The organism is Pseudomonas sp. HB05, from assembly GCF_016756915.1.
GTDB lineage: Bacteria > Pseudomonadota > Gammaproteobacteria > Pseudomonadales > Pseudomonadaceae > Aquipseudomonas > Aquipseudomonas alvandae.
On sequence record NZ_JAESPG010000017.1, the window covers coordinates 21,652 to 46,901 of the forward strand.

The 25,250-nt window shown below is 60.9% G+C and carries 21 protein-coding genes; 10 read left to right on the top strand and 11 right to left on the bottom strand.

Translation table 11 applies throughout. The annotated features are described in order from the left end of the window. Window positions 1-39 precede the first annotated feature (39 nt). Window positions 40-906 (top strand): DUF6279 family lipoprotein, encoded by an 867-nt coding sequence (locus tag JMN22_RS15815; protein WP_198797180.1) that lies wholly within the window; start codon window positions 40-42, stop codon window positions 904-906. 124 nt (window positions 907-1,030) lie between these two features. On the opposite strand, the gene JMN22_RS15820 is transcribed toward JMN22_RS15815, so the two are convergent. Further along, window positions 1,031-1,423, bottom strand: a complete 393-nt coding sequence (locus JMN22_RS15820) for a hypothetical protein (protein ID WP_030141150.1) — start codon at window positions 1,421-1,423, stop codon at window positions 1,031-1,033. 188 nt (window positions 1,424-1,611) lie between these two features. On the opposite strand from JMN22_RS15820, the gene JMN22_RS15825 reads away from it, so the two are divergent. Then, a complete protein-coding gene (locus JMN22_RS15825) occupies window positions 1,612-2,343 on the top strand; it encodes a DUF899 domain-containing protein (protein WP_198797179.1) in 732 nt (243 codons plus the stop codon). 194 nt (window positions 2,344-2,537) lie between these two features. On the opposite strand, the gene JMN22_RS15830 is transcribed toward JMN22_RS15825, so the two are convergent. Beyond that, window positions 2,538-2,795 (bottom strand): BrnA antitoxin family protein, encoded by a 258-nt coding sequence (locus JMN22_RS15830; protein WP_198797178.1) that lies wholly within the window; start codon window positions 2,793-2,795, stop codon window positions 2,538-2,540. 562 nt (window positions 2,796-3,357) lie between these two features. Here JMN22_RS15830 and JMN22_RS15835 point away from each other — a divergent pair. The 3 genes from JMN22_RS15835 to JMN22_RS15845 all read left to right on the top strand — a co-directional run bounded on the left by JMN22_RS15835 (window position 3,358) and on the right by JMN22_RS15845 (window position 5,132). After that, window positions 3,358-3,630: a hypothetical protein gene (locus JMN22_RS15835; protein ID WP_198797177.1), complete on the top strand. Its 273-nt coding sequence runs from the start codon at window positions 3,358-3,360 to the stop codon at window positions 3,628-3,630. A gap of 340 nt (window positions 3,631-3,970) precedes the next feature. After that, the gene (locus JMN22_RS15840; protein ID WP_187293337.1) at window positions 3,971-4,681 is read left to right on the top strand and encodes a sulfite exporter TauE/SafE family protein; all 711 of its coding nucleotides are present in this window, start codon (window positions 3,971-3,973) and stop codon (window positions 4,679-4,681) included. 175 nt (window positions 4,682-4,856) lie between these two features. Further along, complete coding sequence (locus JMN22_RS15845) at window positions 4,857-5,132, top strand: hypothetical protein (protein WP_030141155.1); 276 nt, start codon at window positions 4,857-4,859, stop codon at window positions 5,130-5,132. A gap of 221 nt (window positions 5,133-5,353) precedes the next feature. On the opposite strand, the gene JMN22_RS15850 is transcribed toward JMN22_RS15845, so the two are convergent. Next, window positions 5,354-6,700, bottom strand: coding sequence for a DEAD/DEAH box helicase (locus tag JMN22_RS15850; protein ID WP_198797176.1), 1,347 nt, complete (start codon window positions 6,698-6,700; stop codon window positions 5,354-5,356). Window positions 6,701-6,891: 191 nt separating this feature from the next. Here JMN22_RS15850 and JMN22_RS15855 point away from each other — a divergent pair, with 191 nt between their 5' ends. Further along, window positions 6,892-8,190: a mechanosensitive ion channel family protein gene (locus JMN22_RS15855; RefSeq protein WP_030141157.1), complete on the top strand. Its 1,299-nt coding sequence runs from the start codon at window positions 6,892-6,894 to the stop codon at window positions 8,188-8,190. A 109-nt stretch (window positions 8,191-8,299) separates the two neighbouring features. Here the strand turns inward: JMN22_RS15855 and JMN22_RS15860 are convergent, their stop codons facing one another. The 3 genes from JMN22_RS15860 to JMN22_RS15870 all read right to left on the bottom strand — a co-directional run bounded on the left by JMN22_RS15860 (window position 8,300) and on the right by JMN22_RS15870 (window position 10,573). After that, window positions 8,300-9,166 carry a carboxylate/amino acid/amine transporter gene (locus JMN22_RS15860; protein WP_030141158.1) on the bottom strand — a complete coding sequence of 289 codons (867 nt, stop codon included), beginning with the start codon at window positions 9,164-9,166 and terminating at the stop codon, window positions 8,300-8,302. A 342-nt stretch (window positions 9,167-9,508) separates the two neighbouring features. Beyond that, window positions 9,509-10,108 carry an FMN-dependent NADH-azoreductase gene (locus tag JMN22_RS15865; RefSeq protein WP_198797175.1) on the bottom strand — a complete coding sequence of 200 codons (600 nt, stop codon included), beginning with the start codon at window positions 10,106-10,108 and terminating at the stop codon, window positions 9,509-9,511. 150 nt (window positions 10,109-10,258) lie between these two features. Further along, window positions 10,259-10,573 carry a hypothetical protein gene (locus JMN22_RS15870; protein ID WP_030141160.1) on the bottom strand — a complete coding sequence of 105 codons (315 nt, stop codon included), beginning with the start codon at window positions 10,571-10,573 and terminating at the stop codon, window positions 10,259-10,261. A gap of 50 nt (window positions 10,574-10,623) precedes the next feature. On the opposite strand from JMN22_RS15870, the gene JMN22_RS15875 reads away from it, so the two are divergent. The 4 genes from JMN22_RS15875 (at window position 10,624) to JMN22_RS15890 (ending at window position 14,850) form a co-directional block, all read left to right on the top strand. After that, window positions 10,624-11,547 (top strand): LysR family transcriptional regulator, encoded by a 924-nt coding sequence (locus JMN22_RS15875; RefSeq protein ID WP_030141161.1) that lies wholly within the window; start codon window positions 10,624-10,626, stop codon window positions 11,545-11,547. A 14-nt stretch (window positions 11,548-11,561) separates the two neighbouring features. Further along, the gene (locus JMN22_RS15880; protein WP_198797174.1) at window positions 11,562-12,365 is read left to right on the top strand and encodes an alpha/beta fold hydrolase; all 804 of its coding nucleotides are present in this window, start codon (window positions 11,562-11,564) and stop codon (window positions 12,363-12,365) included. A gap of 4 nt (window positions 12,366-12,369) precedes the next feature. Next, the gene (locus tag JMN22_RS15885; RefSeq protein ID WP_198797173.1) at window positions 12,370-12,933 is read left to right on the top strand and encodes a peptidylprolyl isomerase; all 564 of its coding nucleotides are present in this window, start codon (window positions 12,370-12,372) and stop codon (window positions 12,931-12,933) included. An 84-nt stretch (window positions 12,934-13,017) separates the two neighbouring features. Then, window positions 13,018-14,850, top strand: coding sequence for an ABC transporter ATP-binding protein (locus JMN22_RS15890; protein ID WP_198797172.1), 1,833 nt, complete (start codon window positions 13,018-13,020; stop codon window positions 14,848-14,850). Between the two features lie 164 nt (window positions 14,851-15,014). On the opposite strand, the gene JMN22_RS15895 is transcribed toward JMN22_RS15890, so the two are convergent. The 5 genes from JMN22_RS15895 to aceK all read right to left on the bottom strand — a co-directional run bounded on the left by JMN22_RS15895 (window position 15,015) and on the right by aceK (window position 25,148). Further along, window positions 15,015-16,139: a GNAT family N-acetyltransferase gene (locus JMN22_RS15895; RefSeq protein ID WP_198797171.1), complete on the bottom strand. Its 1,125-nt coding sequence runs from the start codon at window positions 16,137-16,139 to the stop codon at window positions 15,015-15,017. A gap of 140 nt (window positions 16,140-16,279) precedes the next feature. Further along, on the bottom strand, window positions 16,280-17,590 hold the full coding sequence (locus JMN22_RS15900; protein ID WP_198797170.1) for an OprO/OprP family phosphate-selective porin: 1,311 nt from the start codon (window positions 17,588-17,590) through the stop codon (window positions 16,280-16,282). Between the two features lie 280 nt (window positions 17,591-17,870). Next, a complete protein-coding gene (locus JMN22_RS15905) occupies window positions 17,871-18,992 on the bottom strand; it encodes a beta-ketoacyl-ACP synthase III (protein ID WP_198797169.1) in 1,122 nt (373 codons plus the stop codon). A gap of 352 nt (window positions 18,993-19,344) precedes the next feature. Continuing rightward, window positions 19,345-23,256 (bottom strand): ATP-dependent RNA helicase HrpA, encoded by a 3,912-nt coding sequence (hrpA, locus tag JMN22_RS15910; RefSeq protein WP_198797168.1) that lies wholly within the window; start codon window positions 23,254-23,256, stop codon window positions 19,345-19,347. Window positions 23,257-23,426: 170 nt separating this feature from the next. Beyond that, the gene (aceK, locus tag JMN22_RS15915) at window positions 23,427-25,148 is read right to left on the bottom strand and encodes a bifunctional isocitrate dehydrogenase kinase/phosphatase (RefSeq protein WP_198797167.1); all 1,722 of its coding nucleotides are present in this window, start codon (window positions 25,146-25,148) and stop codon (window positions 23,427-23,429) included. Between the last annotated feature and the right edge of the window lie 102 nt (window positions 25,149-25,250).

The following is a 25,250-nucleotide window of genomic DNA, read 5'->3' on the forward strand; positions in this document are numbered from 1 at the left end:
GCTCAAACAAAGCACCTCCGCTTTCGCAAGGACTCGCTCATGTCGCGCTGGTTAGTACGCACCGCCATGTTCATCGCCCTGCTGCTGACACTCACCGCTTGCAGCCGTGTCGGCCTGGCCTACCGCAACCTCGACCTGATCATTCCCTGGACACTCAACGATTACCTGGAGATCAACGGTCAGCAAAAAGACTGGTTCGACGATCGCCTCAAGGAGCACTTGAGCTGGCATTGCACCACGCAATTGCCCGGCTACCTGGATTGGCTCGATCGCCTGAAGACCATGGTGCAGACCAACCAGGTGACTGATGAAGCCTTGCAGCAGCGCACGCGCGAGGCCAAGGCCGCGATCGCCGAGACCGCCCGGGAGATCACACCTTCGGCCATCGAGTTATTACAGGGCCTGAGCGACGAGCAGGTCGCCGACATGGACGCCGCGTTCGTCAAGGACCAGCGCAAGCGGCAGCGTGAATACCTCAAGCCGACTTTAGAACAACAGATCAAGGAGCGCGCCGAGCGCATGGAGAAACGCCTCGACGACTGGATCGGCCCGATCAACGACGCACAGCGCCAGCGGGTGATGGCTTGGTCCACCGCCCTGGGCGACCAGAACCAGCAATGGATCGCCAACCGCGCCCACTGGCAAAACCAGTTCAGCGAAGCCGTCGCCCAGCGCCACAGCCCGGACTTCCCGAAACGCATCGAACAATTGTTGGTCAACCGCGAGAGCCTATGGACGCCCGCTTACCGCGAGGCCTACAACAAAACCGAAGCCCAGGCCCGCAGCCTGCTGGTGGACCTGATGGCCAACAGCACCCCGGCGCAGCGTGAACGGTTGTTGCAGAAGATTGATGGGGTGAAGAAGGATTTCAGTGATCTGAAATGCTTGAAGGCGGCGCGCTCGTAAAACCACTGTAGATCCAATGTGGGAGCGAGCTTGCTCGCGATAGTGGCTGAACAGGCAACACATCAGTTGAATGTCAGACCGCTATCGCGAGCAAGCTCGCTCCCACAGGGTTCAGCGCAGACCATCAGGCAATCTGCGCCTTCGAAGCCAGATCATCAAAGGTAAACTCATCCAGCGCATCTTCCTGCTCATCCAGCACCTGGCGCGGATGGTCATTGCCTGGAATGCTGCTGTCGATCAGGCTCAACAACCGCGAGCCGCGTGGTGTCAGCACAAAATTCTCGCCGTTGCCGCCCTCCTCCTCTGGCCGGGGCTCGATATACCCACGCTCCAACAGTAATTTTTCGTACTCCCCAGCGACCGCTTTCAGATGATCGAGGTTCTCGATTTCCTCGCCCTGAGCCGCCTTTTCCGCCGCGTGCTGCTCCGCGTAGGGCCGAGGGGTAAAACTGTGGCCGGCGCCGTTCTGCACTTCGTGGAGCAACCGTTCGATCAAGTCCCAGTTATAAGTCGTCATCCTGGTCCATCCTCTAAAGCTTAAGAGAGAGATGCCTACCTAACGTGTGACCGAAGCGGTTCAGCGCCGTTCAGCCGGGTTTTCGACCGCCCTTATCCACAAGCCGACCAACGGTTTGTCGAATCCGCCGCCAGCCAAACGACTAACCGTTGCAATCGTCGGTAAATCCATCCCTGAGGAGAAGCCCCATGAACATCGAGCACCATCAGGTCGTCTCGCGTGAAGAATGGCTCGCCGCCCGCCGCGAACACCTGGCCCACGAAAAAGCCTTCACCCGCGAACGAGACAAACTCAGCGCCGAACGCCGCGCCCTGCCCTGGGTAAAAATCGACAAACCCTACCGCTTCCAAGGCCTCCACGGCGAACTGAGCCTCGCCGACCTGTTCGGCGGCCGCAGCCAACTGATCATCTACCACTTCATGTTCGGCCCCGGCTGGACCGAAGGCTGCCAAGGCTGCTCGTTCCTGTCCGACCACATCGACGGCGCCAACCAACACCTGGCCCACCACGACGTCGCCGTGGTCGCCGTCTCCCGCGCCCCCTTCGCCGAATTCCAACCTTTCAAGCGCCGCATGGGCTGGGCCTTCGACTGGGTTTCATCGCATGGCTGCGACTTCAACTACGACTTCGGCGTCAGCTTCAAACCCGAAGACAGCGCCGCCGGAAAAGCCACCTACAACTACGAAAAAACCGACACCACCGAAGGCGAACTCCCAGGCCTCAGCGTCTTCTATCGCAACGAAGCCGGCGACATCTTCCACACCTACTCCACCTACGCCCGCGGCCTGGACATCCTGGTCGGCACCTACAACTACCTCGACCTCACGCCCAAGGGCCGCAATGAAGACGAGATCATGGATTGGGTGCGGCATCATGATAAGTACGAAGAGGCCAAGCCCCATAGTTGCTGCCACAGCTGATGCGCCAAGCAACCCAGTCGAGCGCGATCTCGTGGCGAGGGAGCTTGCTCCCGCTCGGCTGCGTAGCAGTCGCCAGTTTTGCCTTAACCACAGCGCTACGCGAGAGGATTGATCGAATCGGAAGACCTGCGAGCGCCGCTAACAGAATCAATGACAACGGGCGACTTCTCAGTCGCCCGTTGTCATTGATTTGCTCACCGATGATGGCCCTGCTGAGCCTGCATGTATTGCTGAAGAAGCTGATTGATGCGTGTTTGATAACCCGCACCCTGCCCCTTGAACCACTCAACCACATCGGCATCAAGGCGAATAGTCACCGCCTGCTTTACCGGCACACGCAGCTCGGCGCGACGGAAGAAGTCCTCATCCAATTCGGGGATATCGCTGGTATCGATGTCCGCATCATCCAACTTGGCCAAGCGCTCCCAGTCAGTTTTCGATGTTTTCGACATAACGTATGCCTCCTATTTCGTAGCTATCGGGCGGAGGCATGCGGATCTCATCGCCTCGCCGTTCGGTGTAGCCAACCGCGCCAGCCACATACTGATCCGGCCAATGGTTCGACGCGGCGCACCTCTGACCAAAGAGACTACTGTCGAAACCGTCCTTCTGAAATCAGACGCGTCCCCTATAGAAGTACGAAGGATCTCGCTCGAAGGTTGAAACTTCCTACAAATAGACAGATGACAAAACAGCTCGTAGTGGAAGAAACGAGGACTTATCCACATCCCAACGGACACTAAGAGGCCAACCCCTGCGGCTAACGATGCGGATAAGCACAATCTTCAAGCCGAGCACCGCCCCGTGGCGAGGGAGCTTGCTCCCGCTCGACTGCGTAGCAGTCGCTTGCTTTAAACCGACAAATGCCAGGCCAAACGTCCTACACGAAGCTCGGAAAGCGGTGTCTTGTGGCACTGGACCGGGCCAGCCTATAGTCCCTCGTCGCTCAAAAAGACGACCGGGTTTGGCGACTCGCATCAACAGAGAGGCTCATCAACTTCCGAGGCTCTTGCTATGACCAGATACATGCCCATCACTGGCGTCGACTGCACGCCTGCCACCCTCCTCATCGAAACCGAAGCCCCACTCGACGTACTCTTCGAAACCGCCGACTACCGCATCCGCACCGTGACCCAGCTGCTGGAAAACATCGCGTTCCGTTCGGACATCAGCTCCGATACGGTTGTGCTTTCTGATTTTTGCAAGCTGCTGACGATATCGCTGCGCGATGGGTGTGATGTGTTGGATGTGATTGGGAGACGGCTGCGAGCGCAAGCTGCTGAATAACGAAAACGGGCGACCTTCGGGTCGCCGTTTTTCACATGCGCGGAAAGCAAAATGGACTCTGGGTACAGACCAGGTTCTACAAGCACAGCATCAACAGTTGAGCCGTGCGCTATAAAACGAAGACCCAAGCCTTACCCCATACTGATGAAAAGACGTCGATCACCAGGACCGAAGTCAGGAAGAATGGATACCCGAAGAAGGATAAGTAGTTGCCATTCAAATCTGTTTCCTTTTTGCTTGAACGTTGTAGCAGCAGCCGGACTTTGCTTGATCATGCCAGACACGGTCGGGAGAATAGAGGGGGTTGCAGTTGGGAAACGTTGGCCTGTACGAGGCAGTAGTGATCGCCGCCGTTGCATTCTTTGCATCCCTGATCGGAGGCGTTTCAGGCTTCGGGACGGGATTGATCCTGCCCATCGCACTGGTGCCTATTGTTGGCGTTGAGAACGTGATCCCCCTAATGGCGGTCGGCATGGTCCTGACTAACGGTAGCCGAGCCTGGGCGTTTTGGCGGGCTATCGAGTGGGTACACGTCAAAAGACTGCTGTGCGCGGGCTTGCCTTGTTGCGCCTTGGGTGCTTACAGCTACACCCTGCTGTCCTCACGATGGATTTGCGTCCTGCTCAGCGGGGTCATGTTTTGCAGCATCTTGTTCCGACGGTTGCGTTCGTCATCCAACCACGCTCTTGGAAGCCTGGGAGAAGGCGTTTGCGGCGCGGGGTTTGGCCTCGTCAATGGGGCAATGACTGGAACTGGTCCAGTACTCAGCACCATCCTCTTGTCGTCGGGGCTATACGGCGCTCCTCTCATTGCAACCGATGCGGTCATCTCTTTGACGATGGGACTGGTCAAGGTAGCCGTATTCGGAGGGTTCCAGCAGCTCGACGCCAAACTGGTGCTGGGCGGGCTTTTGATCGGATTGGCAACCGTACCCGGGGCGTTTGTCGCCCGCCGTTTATTACGCAATGTGACACCGGGCGGGCATTCACTTTTAATGGAGGGCGTGGTTTTCATCGGTGCGGTTATGCTGCTGGTGCGAGGCTTCTACTGATAGGTTTATCGAAGGGATGCGCTTCTCGACTCGCCTGCTGCCGGCGGACAGGCAAAGAAACTGCTGGCGCAACAAGCCAAAAGCGGGATTTTCTAAATGGTAAATCAATGAACTTTCCACCCGCCCCCAGCCTCAACCGGATATCCGCCCAACAAAGGAATACGAGGCCCGAGCCATGAAAACCCTCATCAAACTCACCCTCGCCGCCACCCTCGCCTGCGCCCTGCCCGCCTGGGCCACCTGCACGCCTGAAGAAGCCACCCTCAAGCGCGAGCAACTGGCGGATAAGGTTGCCAAGCTCACCGAGCAGGACCCGTCCAAGGCCAAGGAAATGAATGACGAACTGCAAGCCATGGATCTGGGGACTTCCAGCAAGGATCTGCCGGACAAGTGCCAGTTGATCGACAAGCGTCTGCAGGAGTTGGAAGAGGCGCAGAAGAAGGCGGAGTGATCGCTGAGTCAGGCATGACCAGCTTTTGTGGCGAGGGGATTTATCCCCGCTGGGCTGAAGCGGCCCTCCCGATTAATCTGACATACCGGGTTGCCAGATTTAGGGCCGCTTCGCGCCCCAGCGGGGATAAATCCCCTCGCCACGGGCGTCGTGTCAGATTCATCTGTGCATAAAAAAACCGGACCCAAGGTCCGGTTTTTTCATGAAGCGCTAACGCCAACTCACTCAGCCGCCGGCGCCTCTGGCTTGCGGCGCTTGAGCGGGGCCATGCCGTCCTTGCTGACCAGCGACGGGGCGTCGGTCTTCGGGCGGTTGGCGGTCTTGCGTTTGGTCGGGGCCTTGGCGCCGGTTTTTTTCTTGTCGCCCTTGCCGTCGACCTTTTTCTTCTTCACGCCAACGGCCTTGCCCGACGCCTTGACCTTTTTCGGTCCGCCGTACGTGCCTTTGACTTCCTTGATGGTGCGGCGCTCGAAGCTCTGCTTGAGATAGCGCTCGATGCTCGACATCAGGTTCCAGTCGCCGTGGCAGATCAGCGAGATCGCCAGACCGTCGTTGCCGGCACGACCGGTACGACCGATGCGGTGCACGTATTCATCGCCGCTGCGGGGCATGTCGAAGTTGATGACCATGTCCAGGCCATCCACGTCCAGGCCACGGGCAGCAACATCGGTGGCGACGAGAATTTTCACGCCGCCCTGCTTGAGGCGGTCGATGGCCAGCTTGCGGTCCTTCTGGTCTTTCTCGCCGTGCAGCACGAACGCCTTGTATTCCTGGGCAACGAGGCGACCGTAGATGCGGTCGGCCATGGCCCGGGTGTTGGTGAAGACGATGGCTTTTTCGTAGGTCTCGTTGGCCAGCAACCAGTTCACGATTTGCTCTTTGTGCTGGTTGTGGTCAGCGGTGATGATCTGCTGGCGGGTGGTGGAGTTCAGTTGGCTGACCGCGTTGAGCTGCAAATGCTCAGGGTTATTCAGCACCTTGGCGATCATCTCGCGCAAGCCCGAACCGCCGGTGGTGGCAGAGAACAGCATGGTCTGCTGGCGATTGACGCATTCGTCCACCAGGCGCTGCACGTCTTCGGCAAAGCCCATGTCCAGCATGCGGTCGGCTTCGTCCAGCACCAGCACTTCGACTTCCTTGAGGTCGAGGTTGCCGGCGTTCAATTGCTCGATCATCCGCCCCGGCGTGCCGATCAGGATGTCCGGCACCTTGCGCAGCATGGCGGCCTGGACCTTGAAGTCTTCGCCGCCAGTGATCAGGCCGGACTTGATGAAGGTGAACTGCGAGAAGCGCTCCACTTCCTTCAAGGTCTGCTGGGCCAGTTCACGGGTCGGCAGCAGGATCAGGGTCTTGATGCTGACGCGGATCTTGGCCGGGCCGATCAGGCGGTTGAGGATCGGCAACACGAACGCGGCGGTCTTGCCGCTGCCGGTTTGCGCCGTCACCCGCAGGTCACGCCCTTGGAGCGCGAGCGGAATAGCCGCTGCCTGCACCGGCGTTGGCTCGACAAATTTAAGCTCGGCCACGGCTTTGAGCAGGCGTTCGTGCAGGGCGAATTGGGAAAACACGGGTGCTACCTCGAAGAAATGCAAAAAAACAGCTGCATAGGGTAACGGTTTCGAGCGCGAAGGCCGAGTTTCTTTGTGCAAACGGCAGCAAATCGACGTGTTTTGATGACTGGATTCACGATCAACGGTCACTTCACGGCGCTTAAATGCTCTAATTCGCCCCATCGCGCTCACAGAAGACCGTCTCACCCATGGATATCAAACAACTCTGGCTCAACCTCCAGGATTTCTGGGGCGCCCTGGATCAACATCCGCTGCTGCATTCCGGCCTTGCGCTGGCGCTGCTGGTGACGATCGCATTGGTGCTCGGGCGCGTGGCGCGCTACCTGATCCTGCACGGCGCCAAGCTGATCGGCCGGCAACCGGCCCTGCACTGGGTCAACGACCTGCGCCAGAACAAAGTCTTTCATCGCCTGGCGCAGACGACGCCGTCGCTGATCATTCAGTCCGGCCTGCATCTGGTGCCTGGCTTGAGCAAGACCAGCACGGTTTTCCTCGGTAATGTCGCGCTGTCCTTCACCATCCTGTTCATGTTGCTCGCCATCAGCGCCCTGCTCAGCGCCCTGCTGGACGTCTACGCCCGCACCGAACACGCACGCACCCGCTCGATCAAGGGCTATGTGCAGCTGACGAAAATGGTGCTGTATGTGTTCGGCGCGATCATCATCGTCGCCACGCTGATCGATCGTTCGCCGCTGTTGCTGCTGTCGGGCCTGGGTGCGATGTCGGCGGTGATCCTGTTGGTCTACAAGGACACGCTGCTGTCGTTCGTCGCCAGCGTGCAGTTGACCAGCAACGACATGCTGCGGGTCGGCGACTGGATCGAGATGCCGCAGGTGGGCGCCGACGGCGATGTGGTGGACATCACGCTGCACACGGTCAAGGTGCAGAACTTCGACAAGACCATCGTCTCGATCCCGACCTGGCGGTTGATGTCCGAGTCGTTCAAGAACTGGCGCGGCATGCAGCAATCCGGCGGACGACGGATCAAGCGCAGCCTGTTCATCGATGCCAGCGGCGTGCGCTTCCTGCATGATGACGAAGAGCAGCGCCTGTCCCAGGTTCGCCTGCTGACCGACTACATGGGCCGCAAACAGGCCGAACTCAAGGCCTGGAACGAAGCCCAGGGCAACGTCGCGGCGATGGCGGCCAACCGCCGGCGGATGACCAACCTGGGCACCTTTCGCGCCTATGCCCTGGCCTATTTGAAAAGCCACCCGGAGATCCAGCCGAACATGACGTGCATGGTGCGCCAGCTACAGACCACCGCCCAGGGCATCCCGCTGGAAATCTACTGCTTCACCGGCACCACCGTGTGGGCCGACTACGAGCGCATCCAGGGGGATATCTTCGATTACCTGCTGGCGGTGATGCCGGAGTTCGGGCTGGGCCTGTACCAGCAGCCGAGCGGCACGGATCTGCGGGCGGGGTTGCTGCCGGCGGTGCTGGGGGCGAGTCACCTGCCGGAGGCGCAGAAGCAGGTGGTCTGAAGCCAACCCGATTCCCCCTGTGTGGGAGCTTGCTCGCGATAGCGGTGTGTCAGAAACATAGATGCTGACTGATAGTGCGCCATCGCGAGCAAGCTCGCTCCCACAGGGGTTAGGGTGAAGGCTGAGGTTGTCGTACCCCCAACCGACTGATCCACACCGCCGCCAGTATCACCGACCCACCCAGCAGCAACCGCCCCAGCGCCTCGTGCTGGTTCCAGATCAACAGGTTCACCAGCAGCCCCACCGGCACGTGCAGGTTGTTCATCACTGCCAGCGTGCCGCCGTTGACCAGGCAGGCACCTTTGTTCCACCAGTACAGCCCCAACGCGGTGGAGACCAGCCCGAGGAAGACCAGCACGCCCCATTGCAACGGTGCTTCCGGCCAGAAATCAGCCTTGCCGAACAGCAGGAACGCCGGCAACGCCACCATCAGCGCGCCGAGGTAGAAATAACCGAAACGCCGATAATGCGGCAGGTCGCTTGGGTGACGCGCCACCAAGTGCTTGTACAACACCTGCCCGGCCGCGTAGGTGAAGTTGGCGAGTTGCAACAGCAAGAAGCCCATGAAGAAATCCGGGTTGATCCGGTCGTAGCGAATCACCGCCGCACCGGCCACAGCCACCAGTGCCGCGATCAGTGCCCAGGGATTGAAGCGACGATTGAGGGCGTCTTCGATCAAGGTCACGTGCAGCGGAGTAAGGATGGTAAACAGCAGCACTTCCGGCACGGTCAGCACTCGGAAACTCAGATAGAGGCAGACGTAGGTCACGCCAAACTGCAGAGCGCCAATCAACAGCATCCCGCGCATGAACGATGGCTCGACCTGACGCCAGCGCGTCAGGGGAATGAACACCAGTCCCGCCAGCACGACGCGCACCAGCACCGCGAAATAACTGTCGACATGCCCCGCCAGGTATTCGCCGATCAGGCTGAAGGAAAATGCCTGGATCAAGGTCACAAAAAGTAGATAGCCCATACCGCTCCTCGTTTTGAATGGCGGCGAAGATAGCGGGTTTTGGTGGTTGTCGCGACTATCTCGACACGCAGGACCCTGTGGGAGCGAGCTTGCTCGCGAAAGCGGAGTATCAGGCAGCTAATGCATCGACTGACACGACGCCTTCGCGAGCAAGCTCGCTCCCACATGGGCATTCAGCGAATGGAAAATTGCAGGCAAAAAAAAGCCCGATCTCGCTTAAGCGTTCAATCGGGCTGATGCACTCAGGAGCAATAAGTGCAAAGGGAGGTTCGATGCGCAAAACGGTTTGAAGGGAAGCGCCGAGTCACTAGACCACTCGGCGATTACCCGAGGATTAACGGCTCAGGCGACCTGGGAAAGCTTGGCGTTGGCCTGGTTCAAACCCTTCTCCTGGAAGTCGCCGCCCAGGTTCATGCCCTCGGCATGGATGAAGGTCACGTCATGGATACCGATGAAACCCATGACCTGGCGCAGGTACGGTTCCTGATGATCGGAGGCGCCGCCGGCGTGAATGCCGCCGCGTGCGGTGAGCACAAAGGCGCGTTTACCGGTCAGCAGTCCCTGAGGGCCGGTGGGGGTGTACTTGAAGGTCACACCGGCACGCAGCACGTGGTCGAGCCAGGCTTTCAAGGTGCTGGGGATCGCGAAGTTGTACATCGGCGCCGCCATCACCAGTAAGTCGGCGGCCAGCAGTTCGTCGGTCAGTTGGTTGGAGCGCTCCAGCGACGCATTTTCTATATCGTTGCGCTGCTCGGCCGGCTTCATCCAGCCGCCCAGGAGGTTGGCATCCAGGTGCGGTACCGGATTGACGGCCAGGTCGCGAACGGTGATTTCATCGGACGGATGCGCAGCTTTCCATTGGCTGATGAAGGTCTGGGTCAGTTGACGGGAAACAGAATCTTGCTGGCGGGCACTGCTTTCGATGATCAGGACGCGGGACATGGCTTGTAGGCTCCATCTGAAAATGTTGTCAGTCGATGGAGTGAAGGTTAAGCGCGATCATATCGATGAAAAAGCGCAAATAATTGCTGCAACACATCGATATTTTCGTTTATAAGCGGAGCAAGCTTTATGGCGCTGCCCCGCCGCCGGCTATTTCGGCTTGCAGGTCAGCTCGATGCGCAGCTTGATGATGTTGCGGTTGAACTTGGCGGTGGCGTTCTTGAACTTGCCGGCGGCGACTTCGATGTTGCGGGTGCGCGGCGCTTCCGGGCCGTTGCGAAACACCACCTTGCAGGCCGCATCGGTGCTGCCGTAGTTGTTGACCTGGATCGAGCCGATGTCGGCATCGGTGTCGTAGGCGTTGTAGTCGATGCTCAGGCCGTTGAGGTGTTTTTCCACGTCGATCGGGTAGGCAAAGGCGGTCAGCGGCAACAGGGCCAACAGCGCACAACAGATTTTTTTCATTCGGCAGTCTCCACCAAGGGACCGCCAGCTTAGGACAAGAGGAGCTCAATATGAAAGCGCCCCGCGTGACCCTTGATCAATGGCGAACGTTGCAGGCGGTGGTGGACCACGGTGGTTTCGCCCAGGCCGCCGAAGTGCTGCACCGCTCCCAATCCTCGGTGAGCTACACCGTGGCCCGCATGCAGGACCAGCTCGGCGTGCCGCTGCTGCGCATCGATGGACGCAAGGCCGTGCTGACCGAGGCCGGCGGCGTATTGTTGCGCCGCTCGCGGCAACTGGTGAAGCAGGCGAGCCAACTGGAAGACCTGGCCCACCACATGGAGCAAGGTTGGGAAGCGGAGGTGCGCCTGGTGGTCGACGCAGCCTACCCCAGCGCCCGCCTCGTCCGGGCGCTGACGGCATTTATGCCGCAGAGCCGAGGCTGCCGGGTGCGGCTGCGTGAGGAAGTGTTGTCCGGCGTCGAAGAAGTGCTGCTCGAAGGCGTGGCCGACCTGGCCATCAGTGGCTTCAGCATTCCCGGTTACCTGGGCGCGGAATTGAGCGACGTCGAATTCATCGCAGTGGCCCATCCCGAGCACCCCCTGCACCGCCTCAACCGCGAGCTGAACTTCCAGGACCTGGAAAGCCATCTGCAAGTGGTCATCCGCGACTCCGGCCGCCAACAGCCCAGGGACGTCGGCTGGCTCGGTGCCGAGCAACGCTGGACCGTCGGCAGCCTCGCCACTGCCGCGACGTTTGTCGGCAGCGGCCTGGGATTCGCCTGGTTGCCCCGGCACATGATCGAACGAGAACTCAAGGAAGGCTTGCTCAAGCGTCTACCCTTGGAACAGGGAGGCAGCCGCAATTCGACCTTCTATCTGTTCTCCAACAAGGAAAAACCCCTGGGCCCGGCCACGCAAATCCTCATCGAACTGCTGCGCACCTTTGACACGGCGCCGCTGGATGCACCGTTCGCCGCCCCTGAACAAGCCTGACAAGGACTTCGCCGATGGCCTACTTTGCGCACGAAGGTTGCAACCTGCACTACGAGGAATATGGTCACGGCGCGCCCTTGGTGCTGGTCCATGGGCTGGGTTCCAGCACTCGGGACTGGGAAAAGCAGATCCCGGTGCTGTCCGCCCGTTATCGCCTGATCGTGCTGGATGTGCGCGGCCACGGTCGCTCCGACAAGCCACGCGAGCGCTACAGCATCGGCGGTTTCAGCGCAGACCTGGGCGCGCTGATCGATCACCTCGACCTGGGCGCCGTGCACTTGGTGGGCTGGTCCATGGGCGGCATGATCTGTTTCCAACTGGCCGTGGACGAACCCGCGCGGGTCAAGAGCCTGTGCATCGTCAACAGTGCCCCCGAGGTCAAGGTCCGCACGCCCGATGATTGCTGGCAATGGTTCAAGCGCTGGAGCCTGATGCGCCTGCTCAGCCTGGAAACCATCGGCAAGGCCCTCGGCGCCAAGCTGTTTCCCAAGCCCGAACAGACCGAGCTGCGCCTGGAAATGGCCCGGCGCTGGGCAACGAACGACAAACGTGCTTATCTCGCCAGCTTCGACGCCATTGTCGGCTGGGGCGTACAGGAACGCCTGGCGCAAGTTGCCTGTCCAACCCTCATTATTTGCGCCGATCACGACTACACCCCGGTGGCGCTGAAAGAGGCTTATGTAAAGCTATTGCCTGACGCACGACTGGCAGTCATCACCGATTCACGGCACGCTACGCCGCTGGATCAACCTGAACGCTTCAACCAGACCCTGCTCGAATTCTTGACCGCTATCGATTCCACTACCCAGGATCATTGAACCCATGCTGAAAAAACTCGCCCTCGCCGCCGGCACCATCCTTTTTGCTGCCAACCTGATGGCCGCGCAACCGGCCAAGGCGCCACACGTCTTGCTGGACACCACCAACGGCCAGATCGAAATCGAACTGGACCCGGTGAAGGCCCCTATCAGTACCAAGAACTTCCTTGAGTACGTCGACAGCGGCTTCTACAACAACACGATTTTCCACCGTGTGATTCCGGGCTTCATGGCCCAGGGCGGCGGTTTTACCCAGCAGATGCAACAGAAAGACACCAAGGCGCCGATCAAGAACGAAGCCAGCAACGGGCTGCATAACGTGCGCGGCACCTTGTCGATGGCCCGCACCTCCAACCCGGATTCGGCCACCAGCCAGTTCTTCATCAACGTGGCCGACAACGCCTTCCTCGACCCAGGCCGCGACGCCGGCTACGCAGTGTTCGCCAAGGTGGTCAAGGGCATGGACGTGGTGGACATCATCGTCAACTCCCAGACCACCACCAAACAAGGCATGCAAAACGTGCCGATCGACCCTGTGATCATCAAGTCGGCCAAGCGCATCGACTAAACCCGCAGGGCAAGCCTGGGCGGCGTCGGCGATCCCGCGCCGCCCACAGCAAATAAGGAGAGCCCTGCCCGGGCTATGTAACCCATGGTTTATCGCCGTTTCGAAAAACTGATCGACATCTTTCGCGACGCGCCGACCTCGGCCCCGCCGAACCGCGTCCTGCCCTTCTACACCTATTACCTGAAACAAGTCTGGCCCAGCTTCGCCGCGCTGCTGGTGGTCGGCCTGATCGGCGCGCTGATCGAAGTGGCGCTGTTCAGCTACCTGAGCCGTATCATCGACCTGACCCAGGCGACGCCCAGCGCCGACTTCTTCAAGGTCCACGGCCTTGAACTGGCGTGGATGGCCGTGGTTGCGCTGGTGTTCAGGCCGATCTTCGTGGCCCTGCATGACCTGCTGGTCCACCAGACCCTAAGCCCGAGCATGACCAGCCTGATCCGCTGGCAGAACCACAGCTACGTGCTCAAGCAGAGCCTCAACTTCTTCCAGAACGATTTCGCCGGACGCATCGCCCAGCGCATCATGCAGACCGGCAACTCCTTGCGGGACTCGGCGGTGCAGGCCGTGGATGCGTTGTGGCACGTGCTGATCTATGCCATCAGTTCCCTGGTGCTGTTCGCCGAAGCCGATTGGCGCCTGATGATCCCGCTGTTGATGTGGATCGCCGCCTACATCGGCGCGCTGTATTACTTCGTACCGCGGGTCAAGGAACGCTCGGTGGTGTCGTCCGATGCCCGCTCCAAACTCATGGGGCGGATCGTCGATGGCTACACCAACATCACCACCCTGAAGCTGTTCGCCCACACCAACTTCGAACAGCAATACGCCCGCGAAGCCATCGAAGAGCAGACCGAAAAAGCCCAGCTGGCCGGCCGCGTGGTAACGAGCATGGACGTGGTCATCACCAGCATGAACGGCCTGCTGATCGCCGGCACCACGGCCCTGGCGCTGTGGTTGTGGACCCAATCGCTGATCAGCGTCGGTGCGATTGCGCTGGCCACCGGCCTGGTGATCCGCATCGTCAACATGTCCGGCTGGATCATGTGGGTGGTCACCGGCATCTTCGAAAACATCGGCATGGTCCAGGACGGCCTGCAGACGATCTCCCAACCCGTCAGCGTCACCGACCGCGAGCAAGCCAAGCCGCTGGCTGTGGCCCAGGGCGAAGTGCGTTTCGAGCATGTGGATTTCCACTACGGCAAGAAAAGCGGTGTGATCGGCGACCTGAACCTGGTGATCAAGCCAGGCGAGAAGATCGGCCTGATCGGGCCATCCGGCGCAGGTAAATCGACGCTGGTGAACCTGCTGTTGCGTCTTTATGACGTCCAGGGCGGGCGCATCCTCATCGATGGCCAGGACATTGCTCACGTCGGCCAGGAAAGCCTGCGCGCGCGCATCGGCATGATCACCCAGGACACGTCGCTGCTGCACCGTTCGATCCGCGACAACCTGCTTTATGGCAAGCCTGACGCCACCGACGCGCAACTCTGGGAAGCGGTTCACAAGGCCCGGGCGGATGAGTTCATCCCATTGCTCTCGGACGCCGAAGGCCGCACCGGTTTCGATGCCCACGTCGGCGAGCGCGGCGTGAAGCTCTCCGGCGGCCAGCGCCAGCGCATCGCTATTGCCCGGGTGCTGCTCAAGGACGCGCCGATCCTGATCATGGACGAAGCGACCTCAGCGCTGGACTCGGAAGTCGAGGCAGCCATCCAGGAAAGCCTCGAGACGCTGATGCAAGGCAAGACCGTGATCGCCATCGCCCACCGCCTCTCCACCATCGCCCGGATGGATCGGCTGGTGGTGCTGGAGAAAGGTCGGATCGCCGAGACCGGCAGCCATGCCGAGCTGTTGGCCCAGGGTGGGTTGTATGCGCGGCTGTGGCAGCATCAGACGGGTGGATTTGTCGGGATCGATTGAACCCTGGTTAAGCACAAAACCCCGTGGCGAGGGAGCTTGCTCCCGCTGGGTTGCGTAGCAGCCCCAAACTGTATCTGGCACTGCGATGTGTCAGATACACCGCAGGGGCCTGCTGCGCAGTCCAGCGGGAGCAATCTCCCTCGCCACGGGATTTCATAACATCCTCAGCACTGCCGATAAGGCAGTGCCGTCCTGGCCTCTTCGGCATACGCCATCACGCCCTCATGCTCGCGTGCGAGAAAATCCGCCACCGCCGCTTTCAGGCCTGGATGACGCAGGTAGTGCCACGAGCGCGTGATCACCGGTTCGAACCCGCGAATCAATTTGTGCTCGCCCTGTGCTCCGGCATCAAAACGCTGCAGGCCGTTGGCAATCGCGTAGTCCATGCCCTGGTAGAAACATGTCTCGAAATGCAGGCGATCGAATTCCGCCAGGCAACCCCAATAACGCCCATAAAAACTGTCGCCGCCCACCAGGCTGAACGCCATCGCCACTGGCCGTGAACCTTGCTTGGCCAGCACCACGCGAATGGCCTCGGGCATGCGCTCCGCCAGCAGGCTGAAGAACGCACGGGTCAGATAAGGCGCCTGCCGACGCACCGCGTAGGTATTGGCGTAACAGGCGTAGACAAAGTCCCACTGCGCCTCGTCCAGTTGATGGCCTTCCAGCCATTCGAAGTCAATGCCCTGCCCCGCCACCTGCTCGCGTTCCTTGCGCATCTGCTTGCGCTTGCGGGAACTGAGCGCATCGAGGAAATCCTGGAAGTCCCGATAGCCGCGATTCTGCCAGTGGTATTGGCAGCCGATCCGCTGCAACCAGCCCTCTTGCCCAGCCAGCGCGGCGTCGGTGGAGGCATCGGTGAAGTTGATGTGAGCGCTGGAAAGCCCCTCGATTTCCAGATAGCCCGGCAGGCTGCCGAGCAACTCCAAGCCGTCCTCCGCACGCGCCGCCAACAGTCGCGGGCCGCTGACCGGACTGAACGGCACCGCCGTGAGCAGCTTGGGGTAATAGTCGATGCCGGCCCGGGCGCAAGCGTCGGCCCAACCGTGATCGAACACATACTCGCCATAGGAATGCCATTTGCGATAACTGGGCAACGCCGCCAGCAACCGCCCCTCCTCGAGGTGCAGCAGATGCTCGGGCTGCCACCCGGTATGCGAACCCAGGCTGGCGCTGTCTTCCAGGGCGGTGAGAAAAGCGTGGCGCAGGAAGGGTTGGTTGACGGGCACCAGCGCGTCCCACTCGTGTGGCGCGATGGCGGACAGGCTGTCCAAGACGTGAAGCGGCATGCGGTTCCCCGAGATCCAGACGACGGATCAGGCGAGTATCGCCGATCCTGAGCGGACGGGGATAAAAAAACCCCGCCAGAGGCGGGGTTCAAAGGAGCTGTAACGGATGAAAGTGCAGCGGTGTATCAGGTCAAAGCGATTTAGAACACGTACTGGGCGCGCATGACAAAGCCGTCGCCATCGTCATCACCGTTGACGTTGGTGACCTTGTCGGTCTTGGCCTTGACGTAGGCGGCCGAGATTTTCACCGCTTCGTTGGCGTACCAGTTCACGCCCAGGTTGTGCACCTTGGCTTCGGCGTCGCCCACGTCACGGGTCGCGGTAGCGGTGGTGATGTTGTCGTCTTCGACGGTCATGCTGTCGTAGCGATAGAACACTTCCCAGGCGCCGATGGACTTGTTCTGCGGTTTGATCGCGTCGAACTTGCCGACTTTATAGCCGCGAGATTCGCCCGTGAGGGTGTAGGCACCCTGGACGTAGAAGCCGTGGCCCTTGATGTCTTCGAAACCGTCCGCGTCAGCCTTGGTCTTGCGGGTGATGTACTCACCTTGGATCGACGCTGGGCCCATGGCGAAAGCGGCTTCCAGGCCGAAAGCAGTGTCGCGGTCGTACGAGCCGGCCGGGGAGTTGTTGGCGCCGCCCAATACCGGACGGTTGCCGTTTGGACCGGCGTCATTGCCGCCCAGGGTTTCAACACCACGCATGCCCAGTCGAGAACGGTAGCGTGCATCGAACACGGTGTCGGACACGTCACGGGAAGCCACGTTCAGGCCGAAGTGCAGCACGTTGCCGGCGTCGTGCATCGGTGCGAACACGAAGCGACCGTTGACCTGCTTGACGCTGTCGCCGTCGGTGTCGTCGGTGTCTTTGCTGAACACGCCAGCCGAGGCGTAGAACGAATCGGCGAAAGTGCTCGACGCCTGGATGCCCAGGCCGTTCTGGTGGCTGTTGGCCCAGTCGATCAGGTCGTAGGCGGCGTTACGCTCTGGCGCGGTCACCCACTTGGAGCTGGTGGCTTTTTCCAGGCCGAAGTCGGGGTCGAAACGGCCAACCTTGATCGAAACAGGCTTGAAGCCGTTGTAGGCCAAGGACGCTTCGTCGAAGTAACCGTTGTCGGAGTCACCACTGTTGTGGGACATGTCGTAGTTGATGGTATAGGCCCAGTCCGTGTACAGCACGCCGGAAAGTTCCAGAAAGGCACGGCGGATGTAAGCGGCGTCTGCCGAGTTGCCGTTGTCAGTGTAGATACCATCAAACTGGCTGTAGTCAGCCTGCAAACGACCGCCGAGCTTGAAGCTGAACTCTTTGTCAGTGGTAGCGACCTCCAGGCCGCCCTTGGTCTTGACCACGATATCGGCGCCGTCAGTGGTCACGGTGCCGGCGAAAGCCTGGGCGGTTACTGCCATTGCCAGTGCGCTGGCGGCAACACCTGCGAAGTGCTTACGGATCATCGAAGAATTCCCCTAGTTGGTAGTCTATGCGTTAGAAAACACGCGGAACTGGGCCCGCTGGTGTTGGGAGGGGATCTTGGCGATGGGTTATGTCAGGCGAGTTGCTATCACATAAAGATTTTATGACAGCGGAACTTTTTACTTCGAAAGGGAATAAAAAAAAGAGCAGCTTCGAGAGGTGAGCTGCGAGCGGCAAGCTAGAGCGGTGAAGAGCTGATCAGGCTGCTTTTTGTGGCGAGGGAGCTTGCTCCATCGCCACAGGAAATCGAGCAGGGGCAGATCAACGCTTGCGCAGGATCACGCTGCCGATCGAATAGCCGGCGCCAAACGAACTGAGCACCGCGACCGAACCGCTGGGCAAGTCGTCCTGATACATGTGGAATGAAATCACCGAACCGGCCGAGCTGGTGTTGGCGTAGCGGTCGAGGATCACCGGGGCTTCCTCTTCGGTGGCTTCGCGTCCCAGCAGCTTGCGCACGATCAGCTGGTTCATGCTCAGGTTGGCCTGATGCAGCCAGAATCGCTTCACTTCGCCGACGTTCAGCTGGTTTTCTGCCAAATGAGCGCCGATCAGCTCCGCCACCATTGGGCAGACATCACGGAACACCTTGCGGCCTTCCTGGACGAACAGTTTGTCCCGCGTGCCGATGCCCTCTTCCGCCGCGCGGTTGAGGAAGCCGAAGTTGTTGCGGATGTTGTTGGAGAACTTGGTGAGCAGCTTGGTGCTGACCACGTCGAACTGGTACGGCGAGGTCGCCCGGTCCGCGCGCTCGATGATCACGGCCGTGGCCGCGTCACCGAAGATGAAATGGCTGTCGCGGTCACGAAAATTCAGGTGGCCGGTGCACACTTCCGGGTTGACCATCAGGATCGCCCGGGCCTGGCCCAGCTGCACGCTGTTGGCGGCGGCCTGGATGCCGAACGTCGCCGAGGAACAGGCCACGTTCATGTCGAAACCAAAACCTTCGATGCCCAGGGCTTCCTGGACTTCGATGGCGATGGCCGGGTATGGACGCTGCAGGTTGGAGCAGGCAACGATCACGCCGTCGATGTCGGCGGCGGTACGGCCGGCGCGCTCAAGGGCTTGTTTCGCGGCGCCGACGGCCATTTCGCAAAGCACCGACCACTCGTCGTTGGAGCGCTCGGGCAGGCGTGGGGTCATGCGTTGAGGATCGAGGATACCGTCCTTGTCCATGACAAAGCGGCTCTTGATGCCCGACGCCTTTTCGATGAACGCCGCATTGGATTCGGTCAATGCTTCCACTTCGCCGCGCTCGATGGCCTCGGCGTTATCGGCGTTGAACTGCGCGACATAGGTATTGAAAGATTGCACCAGCTCTTCGTTGGAGATGCTGTTGGCCGGGGTGTACAGGCCGGTGCCGCTGATGACGACGTTATGCATGGTCGTGTCTCTGATCTGTTCAGGCAGAAAATATTGGCACCGACGTACCAACACACAAAGGGACTTTTCCCATCCGGGGAAGCAGCCCAGGCATCGCTTTATTCCGATCCGCCCGTGAGATTGAAGCGCAAAACCACGGGACCGGCATTTATAGCCGCGAAGTTTGCCATAAACGCTGGCGTTTGGCCCATGTTCCATTCACTACAACACCCTACCCTGTGGGAGCGAGCTTGCTCCGGGCGGCGTTCCGACGATAGCGGTGGTTCAGCCTGCATTGATGTTGACTGATACACCGCTATCGCGAGCAAGCTCGCTCCCACAGGGCTTCACAGAAAGTTGATGGTGTGTGGCATCAACCCTCCACCAACCCCCACTGCTTGCCCAGACGCTTGTCGGAGATCGGCACCTTGGTCCCCAATTGCTGGGCAAACAGCGACACGCGGTATTCCTCAAGCCACCAACGGTACAGCTCCAATTGCGGGTCGCGCTTGCCTTCCTGGGCGTGTTTGCTGGCGCGGGCCTGGTATTGCGCCCAGAGGTTGGACAGCTCGCCGCTCCAGACTCGGTCCTTCTGCACCTGGCTGCCCAGCTTCTCGAAGCGTTGCTCGATGGCCTTGAGGTAGCGCGGCAGCTCCTTGAGCCATTGGTGCGGGGTTTCCCGCACGAAACCCGGATACACCAGGTGGCTAAGCTGCTGCTTGATGTCATTCAGCGCCACGGCCTGGGCGAGGTCGATCTTGCCCTTGAAGCGTTTCTGCAAGCCGTGCCAGATTTTGAGGATGTCCAGGGTCAGCTTCGCCAGGCGTTCAGCGTGCTCGGTCCAGCCGCCGCGCTTGCGTTCGGCCAGGGCCGCCAGCGCGGCACCGTCACGGGGCAGGCTCGGCTCGCCTTCGAGGATGCAACTGTCGAGGCTGGCCAACAGGATGTCTTCCACCAGACCGTCCACGCGCCCAAGCTCGCGGTACAACAAGGCCAACTCCGTCAACCCGGGCAGTTTGCCTCGGAGAAACTTCGCCGTTTCGGCCAATTGCTGCATGAGCAAGCGCTGCAACGCGCGACGATGCTGGAACTCGGCTTCGGCCGGGGTCGGGAAGCGTCCTTCCTTGACCACCCCGCCCTCTTCCACCAACGCCGGGTAGACCGTCATCGACAATCCGGCAATCTTCTGCTGGGTTTTCTCGGCCACCGGCGCGAAGACTTTCGCTTCCACCGGTTCCTGGCTCTTGGCCGTTTGCGGCACGGCCAACGCGGCCTGGCTGGCTTCGGCAAACCGCGCGGTCAGTTCGGCCAGGTCTCGCCCTTCGCCGAGAAACTTGCCCTGGCCATCGACGATTTCAAGGTTCATGCGCAGATGGCTTTCAACCTGCTGCGTCGCTTCGGCCCAGGCTTCGTCACTGACCCGCGCGCCGGTCATGCGCAGCAGCTCACGCCCCAACGACTGTGGCAACGAGCCCTCGGCAAACGTAATGCGCTGCAGCGCCGCCTTGACGAAATCCGGCACCGGCACGAAGTTCTTGCGCAAGGCCTTGGGCAGGTTGCGCACCAGGGCGATGCATTTGGCTTCGATCATCCCCGGCACCAGCCAGTCCAGACGCTCCGGCGGGAGCATCGGCAGCAGCGGCGCCGGCACCCGCAAGGTCACACCGTCGCGGGGATGGTTGGGTTCGAAGTGATAGCTCAACGGCAAGGTCAGGTCGCCGACACGCAAGGTGTCGGGGTACTGGTTGGCCGTCACCTCGCTCGCCTCGCGGGCCAGCACGTCTTCCTCACGCATGATCAGCAGCTGCGGGTCTTTCTGGCTGTTGATCCGGTACCAGCTATCGAACGTCGCGGTCTGGTGGATCTCGGCGGGCAGGCGCGCATCGTAGAAGGCAAACAGGGTTTCCTCGTCCGCGAGGATGTCACGGCGACGGGCCTTGGCTTCGAGCTCGTCGAGTTGTTCCAGCAAGCGCGTGTTGGCGCTCAGGCACTTGGCCTTCGACTGGATCTCGCCGCGTACCAGCGCCTCGCGGATGAACAACTCACGGGACACCACCGGATCCACCGGCCCGTAGTGCACCGGCCTGCGACCGACGACGATGAGGCCGAACAAGGTGATTTGCTCATAGGCCACCACTTGCCCGCGCTTCTTCTCCCAATGGGGCTCGAAGTGGTTTTTCTTGATCAGGTGCCCGGCCAGCGGTTCGATCCAGTCCGGCTCGATCTTCGCCACCATGCGTGCGTACAACTTGGTGGTTTCCACCAGCTCGGCGGTCATCAGCCACTGCGGACGTTTCTTGCCCAGGCCCGACGAGGGGTGGACCCAGAAGCGCCGCTGGCGAGCACCGAGGTAATCGCCGTCTTCGGTCTTCTGGCCGATCTGGCTCAACAGGCCCGACAGTACGGCCTTGTGCAGTTTCGGGTAGTCGGCCGGGTCCTTGTTGAGGCTCAGCTGCATGTCGCGGCAGATCAGGCTCAACTGGCGATGGGAATCGCGCCATTCGCGCAGGCGCAGATAATTCAGGAAGTTCTTGCGGCACCAGTTGCGCAGCGGGCTGGCGGTCAAGGCCTGGCGCTGCTCTTCAAAACCGCGCCACAGATTGACCAGCCCGGCAAAGTCCGAATCCGCGTCCTTCCATTGGGCGTGGGCCTGGTCGGCGGCCTGTTGGCGCTCGGGCGGACGCTCGCGCGGGTCCTGGATCGACATGGCGCTGGCAACGATCAGCACTTCCTGGAGGCTGCCCAATTTCGCCGCTTCCAACAACATGCGGCCCATGCGTGGGTCCACCGGCAGGCGCGCCAATTGCCGACCCAACGGCGTCAACTGGCTGTTGCGGTCCACCGCCGAGAGTTCTTGCAGCAGGTTGAAACCGTCGCTGATAGCCTTGCCGTCCGGCGGCTCGATGAACGGGAAATCGGTGATTTCGCCGAGGCGCAGGTGCAGCATCTGCAGGATCACCGCCGCCAGGTTGGTGCGCAGGATTTCCGGATCGGTGAACTCGGGACGGCTGAGGAAATCTTCCTCGCTGTACAGGCGCACGCAAATCCCCGGCTCGACCCGCCCGCAGCGGCCCTTGCGCTGGTTGGCGCTGGCCTGGGAAATGGCTTCGATGGGCAGGCGCTGGACCTTGGCGCGATAGCTGTAGCGGCTGATGCGCGCGGTGCCGCTGTCGATCACGTAGCGGATGCCCGGCACGGTCAGCGAGGTCTCGGCGACGTTGGTCGCCAGCACCACGCGACGGCCCGGGTGGGACTGGAAGATCCGTTGTTGTTCGGCGGGCGACAGGCGCGCATACAGCGGCAGGATTTCGGTGTGCTTGAGCTGGGCCTTGCGCAGCATCTCCGCGGCGTCGCGAATCTCCCGCTCGCCCGGCAAAAACACCAGCACATCGCCGGGGCTGCGCCGTTCGCTGCGCTCGTAGGCGGCGATTTCGTCGAGGGTGGCGAGGATCGCCTGGTCGACGGTCAAGTCGTCCTCGACCCGGTTGCCCTCCTCGTCCTGCTCCAGCGTCAGCGGGCGATACCAGGTTTCCACCGGGAAGGTGCGGCCCGAGACTTCAACGATTGGCGCGTCATCGAAATGCTTGGAGAAGCGCTCCAGGTCGATGGTCGCCGAGGTGATGATGACTTTCAGGTCCGGACGACGCGGCAGCAGGGTCTTGAGGTAGCCGAGCAGGAAGTCGATGTTCAGGCTGCGCTCGTGGGCTTCGTCGACGATGATCGTGTCGTAGCGTTCGAGGTAACGGTCGTTCTGGGTTTCGGCCAGCAGGATACCGTCGGTCATCAGCTTGATCAGGGTGTTGGCGTCGCTCTGGTCCTCGAACCGCACCTGATAACCCACCAGCGCGCCCAACGGCGTGGCCAGCTCATCGGCGACCCGGCTCGCCACGCTGCGGGCCGCGATGCGGCGCGGCTGGGTGTGGCCGATCAAGCCCTGCTGGCCGCGGCCGATTTCCAGGCAGATCTTCGGCAACTGCGTGGTTTTGCCCGAGCCGGTTTCGCCGGCAATGATCAACACCTGATGCTTGAGCAACGCCTCCTTGATTTCGTCGCGCTTGGCGGCGATCGGCAAGTTGTCGTCGTAGCGTATCGACGGCACGCTCGCCTTGCGCGCCAGCACCTGGTCGCACGACGCCTGCATGCGCGTCACCCACTGGGCCAGCTTGGCTTCGTCGGGTTTCTTGCGCAGCTCGAGCAACTGCCGCCGCAACCGGTGCCGGTCGGCGAGCATGGCGTGATCGAGGTTTTTCAGCAGTTTGTCGATTGTAGGGGCTTGGTCGGTCATCAGGTACGCAGGGGTCGTCGGTTTGAGCGAGGGGGCGATTGTCGCAGATTTGCGGCTATTGCGCCGAACACAGAAACAGCCACACCCTGTGGGAGCGAGCTTGCTCGCTCCCACAGGGGATCTGCGTCAAGGAATGCTGTTGTGGCAAGGGAGACGCGTTTGCCTGGAGGTTACTCGCTGTCCGGGTCCTTGCGCCGATACGGGAACACATCGATCACCTTCCCCGCCCGGATCGCCTCTTGCAGGCCTTTCCAGTAGTCAGCGTTGTACAGCTCGCCGTGCAGTTGATCGAAGAGCTTGCGCTGGCCGGCATCGGCGAACAGGAACGGCGGGAATTCTTCCGGGAAGACATCCAGCGGGCCGATGGAATACCAGGGCTCGGACGCCATCTCGTCTTCCGGCGTGCGCGGCTGGGGGATATGGCGGAAATTGGCTTCGGTGAGGAAGCAGATTTCATCGTAGTCGTAGAACACCACGCGGCCGTGGCGGGTCACGCCGAAGTTCTTGAGCAGCATGTCGCCGGGGAAGATATTGGCCGCCGCCAGCTGTTTGATCGCCAGGCCATAATCTTCCAGCGCCTCGCGCACCTGGGCTTCATTGGCATTTTCCAGATAGAGGTTCAGGGGCGTCATCCGGCGTTCGGTCCAGCAGTGGCGAATCAGCACGGTGTCGCCTTCTACCGAGACCGTGGACGGCGCCACTTCCAGCAGTTCCTCCAGGCAGGCCGGCTCGAACTTGCTTAGGGGGAAGCGAAAATCGGCGAACTCCTGGGTGTCGGCCATGCGCCCGACCCGGTCGACGCTTTTCACCAGTCGGTACTTCTCGATGACCGTGGCCCGGTCGACGTTTTTCGACGGTGAGAAACGGTCCTTGATGATCTTGAACACCGTGTTGAAGCCCGGCAGGGTAAACACGCTCATGACCATGCCGCGCACGCCCGGAGCCATGATGAATTGGTCGTCGGTGTTCGCCAGATGGTTGATCAAGGCGCGGTAGAACTCCGACTTGCCGTGCTTGTAGAAACCAATCGAGGTGTACAACTCGGCGATGTGCTTGCCCGGCAGGATGCGCTTGAGAAAACCGATGAATTCCGCCGGCACCGGCACGTCGACCATGAAGTACGAACGGGTGAACGAGAAGATGATCGACACCTGCGCCTCGTCGGTGATCAGCGCGTCGATCTGGATACCGCGACCTTCGCGGTGCAGCAGCGGGATCACCAGCGGCCATTGGTCGTCGCGGGTGTAGATGCGGCCCACCAGGTAAGCGCCCTTGTTGCGATAGAGCACCGAGGAAAACAGTTCGACCGTCAGTTCCGGGTCCTTGCAGACCCAGTCCGGCAGGTTCTCGCGCAGTTGGCTTTCGAGGCGTTGCAGGTCGCCAGGCAGGTCGGCGTAATCCTCGCTGAAGCGATAATCGGCGAAGATCGCCACCAGCATCTTGTCCAGTTGCCCCTGGGGCTTGTAGCTACGGGTCTGGGCCGCGCGGGCACGGCGCAGGCTTGGCCGCGTCGTGTGGATGAACATGGTGCCGTCGCTGATCAGGTCATGACTGAACAGGCCGCAGAAGATCGAGTTGTACCAGGTCTCCGACAATTCGTCGTCAAAGCGCAGGTCGATGAGGCTGATGTAGGCACTTTTCACCAGTGGCCAGCAACCGACGTCCATCAAGGTTTCGGCAGCGAAGGCGTTGCGCAACCTGGCGACGGTTTCGAAGACTTTTTCTTCATACAGATTGATGCGCGCCGCCGATGCCGCCTGCGCCTCCAGCCATCGGGCCTGCTCGAACCGGGCGCGGGCGCCATCGGTGATCTGCCGGAAATGCTCGCGATAATCGTCGAAGCCGTCGAGGATCGAACGGGCGATATCGGTGGCGGGCCATGGCTGCGGCATAGGGTAAACCTCGGCGGGTCATGCTTGTTATTGGCGATTGAGCTTAGAGGTCAATTGCTCGGCAACGCAACCATTGCCATCGGTGTTTGGCGGGGCGACACT